The 5,576-nt window shown below is 36.1% G+C and carries 4 protein-coding genes; all 4 read left to right on the plus strand.

Going from position 1 to position 5,576, the window contains the following annotated elements; translation table 11 throughout:
- Positions 1-400: 400 nt before the first annotated feature.
- Positions 401-796 carry a GxxExxY protein gene (locus tag ACRD64_RS24830; protein ID WP_430937264.1) on the plus strand — a complete coding sequence of 132 codons (396 nt, stop codon included), beginning with the start codon at positions 401-403 and terminating at the stop codon, positions 794-796.
- Between the two features lie 91 nt (positions 797-887).
- Positions 888-1,367, plus strand: coding sequence for an HNH endonuclease family protein (locus ACRD64_RS24835; RefSeq protein WP_430937266.1), 480 nt, complete (start codon positions 888-890; stop codon positions 1,365-1,367).
- A 3-nt stretch (positions 1,368-1,370) separates the two neighbouring features.
- Positions 1,371-4,718 (plus strand): type I restriction endonuclease subunit R, encoded by a 3,348-nt coding sequence (locus ACRD64_RS24840; protein WP_430937268.1) that lies wholly within the window; start codon positions 1,371-1,373, stop codon positions 4,716-4,718.
- Positions 4,715-5,395, plus strand: coding sequence for a M48 family metallopeptidase (locus tag ACRD64_RS24845; RefSeq protein WP_430937270.1), 681 nt, complete (start codon positions 4,715-4,717; stop codon positions 5,393-5,395). Before ACRD64_RS24840 ends, ACRD64_RS24845 begins: the two co-directional genes overlap by 4 nt.
- The last annotated feature ends 181 nt before the right edge of the window (positions 5,396-5,576 follow it).

A 5,576-nucleotide genomic window follows, 5' to 3' on the forward strand; every position in this document is an offset into this window, starting at 1 on the left:
AAAGAGTAACCGTACATTAAGATGGCTAAGATAGACTAAGATAGGAAATGAGCAATATTGTATGTAAAAAAAGCATCTTATGCATCTTGTAATCTTGCGCATCGTGTTCAAGACAATGATTGGCAAAAGAGTAACCGTACATTAAGATGGATAAGATAGACTAAGATAGGAAATGAGCAATATTGTATGTAAAAAAAGCATCTTATAATCTTACGCATCGTGTTCAAGACAATGATTGGCAAAAGAGTAACTGTACAATAGGAGCTGTTTGATAGATAAAATGATTAAGACTTGAAATATGAAATTAAGAGATAAGATAAAATACAGTTTAGATATCAAATAAATACATCTTGAACATCTTGTAATCTTACGCATCGTGTTCAAGACAATAATACGCAGTATGAAATACACCAAGGAACAAATAGACCAGCTAACCCACAAAATTATTGGTTGTGCCATGGAAGTGCATAACCAAATGGGCAATGGTTTTCAGGAAGTGATATACCAGCGGGCATTGGTCATTGAGTTTGGTTTGCAGGGGCTAAGCTTTCAACGCGAAATGGAAATGTCGCTTACCTACAAAGGAAAAAATGTAGGAACCCGACGCGTCGATTTTTTTGTGGAAGATTGTGTAATGGTAGAGATTAAAGCCATTGAGAAGTTGGAACCGGTACACAAAGCACAAGCCATAAATTACTGCGAAGCATATAATATAGCCGATGGTTTGCTTATAAATTTTGGAAGTGAGCGCTTAGATTTTAAAAGGGTGTTCAATAAGGAATTGAAGAATGTCTGAACAGGATTTTTTAAGATGGATAAGATAGTCTAATATAAGAATCTTGAGCATCTTGTAATCTAATACATTAAATAGGAAGTAAAAATAATATATGGCGTATATCATTGAAAACGGTGATGATTTAAAAGTTTCGGTTGTAAACTTCGAGGACTTAAATAAAAGTTTGGGAGTTGATTTTCTGCATTACTGGTTTTATAAGCTTGAATTTGTTTTGTGGTCTTTACACAAAGACAAAGATGAGCGCTGGAGAAAATTTAGAATGACTGCAAAGAACTCAGTAGAGCATATATCTCCGCAACACCCAAAAGAAACAGATAAAAACCGTGTTTCGGCATCTGTACTAAATACTTTTGGCAATTTAGCATTGGTATCCAGAAGTATAAATTCAGAGTACAGTAATTTACCATATAACGAAAAAAGGCAGCGTTTCAAAAACAACAATAGCTATAAATTGGATTCATTAAAAATGGATTTAATTTATGAAAAAGATATGTGGAATGACGATCTTGCTTCTCAACACCAGAAGTATATGATCGATTGTTTAAAAAAATACCTAAATATAAACGAGTAAACCATGGCTGAATACAAAAACGTTGAAAAACCCTTTTTAGAAAAACTTCACTCATTAGGTTGGGATATCGTTGAACATGGCTTTGGTATTCCACAAGACCCCGGTAAAAGTTACAGAAGTAACTTTAAAGAAATCACTTTAAAAGAAGTTTTTAAAGAATCTGTAAAGCGTATTAATAAAGTTGACGGCTCCGAATGGCTAAGCGACAAGCAGCTAGATGATTTACATGATGAAATCACTTCAACAGAAAGAGGTGCTTTATCATTACTGGAAGCTAATACACAGGTTTTTGAGCGTTTAATAGGCAAAACAAAAACAACAGTACCTAAAAATGAGGTTACAGGTGACACCAATGTATTAGTCAAACTAATTGACTTTAAAAACTGGAATAACAACAGTTTTATAGCCATTAATCAATTTAGGGTAATTACTCCCGGTGGCCCACGAGAAGGTATAATACCCGACATTGTTTTGTTCTTAAACGGCCTGCCAATAATAGTTATTGAGTGTAAAGATGTAGATGTAAGCGACCCGCTTTCCGATGCGGTTACGCAAATTCAGCGTTATGCCAATACCCGTGGCGACGACTTCGGCTTTAAAGAAGGTGAAGAACGCTTATTTCATTACAACCTGTTTTCGGTGGTTACACACGGTATAGAGGCACGCTGTGGTACTATTACCGGCGATTTTGAATATTACCTGAACTGGAAAGATATATTTCCGAAAGAATATAAAACCATTGATATTTGCAGCTATGTAGCGGAAGAGCAGGTACGATATGGAAATTTTGGTATTGAAAGAGAGCCGGAGGTTCGTCAGGAAGTAATGACCCACGGCATGCTGAATAAAGAAATACTGCTTGATATATTGCAACATTTTACACTTTACAAAACCTTCGATAGTGGCTTTACAGCCAAAATTATCTGCCGCTACCAACAATACAGAGCTGTAGGTAAAATTATTGAACGATTGCGTGAAGGTACCTCCGGTAAAGAGCGCTCAGGAGTGGTATGGCACACCCAAGGTTCCGGCAAATCTCTTACCATGATATTCCTAATAAGAAAACTACGATCGCTGTCAGACCTTAAAGATTATAAGGTAATTATGTGTGTCGACCGTAAAGATTTGCAAACACAATTGTCAGATGATGCATATTTAACCAATGAATTTAAGAAAGAATATATTGTAAGCAGTCGGAAGGAGCTTTATAAGAAGTTATCAAACGATTCTTCTAACCTGAATATGCTAATGATTCATAAGCTTGTGCAAGAGGAAATAGGACATTCAAAGGCATTGATGAAAGCCTTTGTTGACGAAGGTGTTGTTCCTGAATTTAAACCTTTCGATGTTGTGAATCCATCGGACAGAATTTTGGTTTTAATTGACGAAGCTCATAGGTCTCAAGGAGGAGAAATGGGAGATAATTTATTTACAGGATTTCCACATGCAGCATTTGTCGGATTTACCGGTACTCCTTTACTAACAGATAGGCACAAAAAGAAAACTCATGAACGCTTTGGAGGGACAAGCGAGTTTATTGACACATACAAAATCAGGCAAGCAGTCGATGACAGAGCTACTTTAGATATCATCTATCAAGGCAAAACAACAAAAGATAAAATAGTAGATAAGGAGGAATTTGACCGGGCATTTGAAGATGAATTTCGTGAGCGAACCAAGGAAGAAAGAGAGGAAATACAAAGGCGATATGGAACCATGCAAGCTTACCTTGAAAGTATGGATCGCTTGCGTGACATTGCAACCGACTTGGTAAACCATTATGTTGATGAAATTCTTCCTAATGGTTATAAGGCTATGGTTGTAGCTAGTTCCGTATTGGCAGCAGCAAGATATCAATATCTAATAGCCGAGGCTGTTCAAAAACGGCTTGAGCTTGAAAAAAGCAAACCAGAACCTGATGAAGAGCTCATTAAGCAAATTGGCTTTATTGATGCTTGTACCGTTGTTACTAAGCAGGATAATAATGAAGAAGCATACATAAGTGCCGTACGTAAGAAGGCTAAAGAACTAAATGCAGTTGATAACTTTAAGAAAGATTTTGATTTTTCAACTGATGAATATGGGAATTATTTAAAACCGGAAACAGGGGTAGCTTTTTTATGTGTATGTGACCGATTATTAACCGGGTTTGATGCACCAATTGCACAAGTAATGTATCTCGATAAAAATATTCGAGAGCATGACTTACTTCAAGCCATTGCAAGGGTTAACAGAACTAAAGGTGAGAAATCGCATGGTATATTGGTTGATTATTATGGAGTTTCTAATCACCTAAAAGATGCATTAAATATTTGGGGAGCCGAAGATGAAAAGGATATCAAAGAGCTATTGGAATACTTTAGGAATATAAACAAGGAAATTCCGGTATTAGAAGCCAGATACAACAGACTAATTCAGCTTTTTGAAGATAGAGGCATTGGTAAATTCAAGGCTTTTGTTGAGCAAAAAATGCCCGACAAAGATGAAGAATTCAATCTTGCCGAGAGTTGTATTGAATTAGCCAGCGACATTCTTTTCAGAGCACAATTTGACACTTATTTAAAAGCCTTTTTTGATAGCCTTGATTTGCTTTTCAATACGGATACAGCTAAAGAGTACTACATCCCGGCAAAACGGTTTGGTTATCTTCTTATTCGAATGCGAAACCGTTATAAGGATGCTACTTTGGATTTAAAATGGGCAAAAGCTAAGGTTCGAAAAATGATTGATAAATACTTAGAAACACTAAGTATCAACAGTAAGATTCCACCTGTAAGTCTATTATCTGATGATTTTCCGAAAGAGGTTGATAAGTTTGGTAAAAACTCCAAGTCAAAGGCTTCAGAGATGGAACATGCTATCCGTAGGCACATTAAGGTGAATATGGAAAAAGACCCCGGTTTATATAAACGTTTCTTACAACGAATGGAGGAAATATTAGAGCGTTATAAAGGTAACTGGGATACCATAGTTGAAGAATTTGACCGAATGAGAGATGACCTTGCAAAAGGCAGACAAGAAGAAGCTAAAGAGTCAGGCTTAACAGAGCAGCAACTTCCATTCTATGATATCATAATTATGAATGCCTTTGGGGATGATAAAATCTCTGATGAAGACAAAGAAGCCGTTAAAAGATTGGTAAGTGAAGTTGTGGAATTATTAAAGGATGCTATTAGCAAGCCAAACTTTTGGAAAAGCAGAGATTCGGAAATAAGAAAACTACAAGGAGAATTAGATGACATGCTGGATTTCTTTGAAGTTGATGCTATATCAGATAAGCATGCGAAGATTAGTATTGAAGTAATGAACCTAGCAAAGCTTAGGCATCAGGAATTAACTGGAGAGGAATGATTGTTTCAGGTATAGATATAAAAATAATAAAGAGCAAAAGAAAGACCATCAGTATTTTTATCGAAAGAGATGGTTCCGTTTCTGCAAGAGTGCCAGAAAATATTTCTGAGGGTGAGTTAATGGATGTATTAAAATCAAAGGAATATCAAATTCACAAAAATCTAGCAGAATGGGAGCAGCTTAATGATAAAAAAACTAACCGCGAGTATGTTAATGGTCAATCATTCCTTTATTTAGGACGTAACTATCGCCTTTCATTGGTAAATGAAGGTGATAAAAAACTGGTTCTAAAAAATGGAAGATTTTTGTTGCCCAAACAGTTTCAAGATAAAGCAAAGGAGTTATTTGTCGAATTTTATAAAGAAAAGCTGAATGAAAAGCTACATCCAATCTTAGCCCGTTATAAAGGTCAAATTGGTGTCAATCCCAATGATGTGAAAGTTATGGAGCTTCAACATCGTTGGGCATCATGCAGCACCAAGGGCAATTTGAATTTTCATTGGAAATGTGCCATGGCTCCAATTGATGTACTTAATTACATTGTTGTGCATGAACTGGTTCACTTAATCCACAACAATCACACGCAAGCCTTTTGGAATGAAATAGATAAAGTAATTCCGAATTATGATAGACTTGTGCAATGGTTAAAAGATAACGGAGCAGGAATGGATTTGTAATAGAAGTAGTTTTTTCTATCCTTGCAACACTATCTATCAAGTGCAAAATCCGGAGCAAAACGGACACCCATTCCGATTTAAACCGGACAGGTATTCCGGAGTTTAACCCGCAATATGCATTAGAAAATCTATTACACATTGAAATTGTTTCAAAACAAGACACTCTGCTGCTTCACTTCAA

This window comes from Saccharicrinis sp. 156 (genome assembly GCF_050589685.1).
In the GTDB taxonomy this organism is placed as follows: Bacteria; Bacteroidota; Bacteroidia; order Bacteroidales; family Marinilabiliaceae; genus Saccharicrinis.

What these genes read in the sequence shown, in the direction of transcription:
- ACRD64_RS24830 (WP_430937264.1), top strand. Translation starts at nt 401, where the DNA reads ATGAAATACACCAAGGAACAAATAGACCAGCTAACCCACAAAATTATT.
- ACRD64_RS24835 (WP_430937266.1), top strand. Translation starts at nt 888, where the DNA reads ATGGCGTATATCATTGAAAACGGTGATGATTTAAAAGTTTCGGTTGTA.
- ACRD64_RS24840 (WP_430937268.1), top strand. Translation starts at nt 1,371, where the DNA reads ATGGCTGAATACAAAAACGTTGAAAAACCCTTTTTAGAAAAACTTCAC.
- ACRD64_RS24845 (WP_430937270.1), top strand. Translation starts at nt 4,715, where the DNA reads ATGATTGTTTCAGGTATAGATATAAAAATAATAAAGAGCAAAAGAAAG.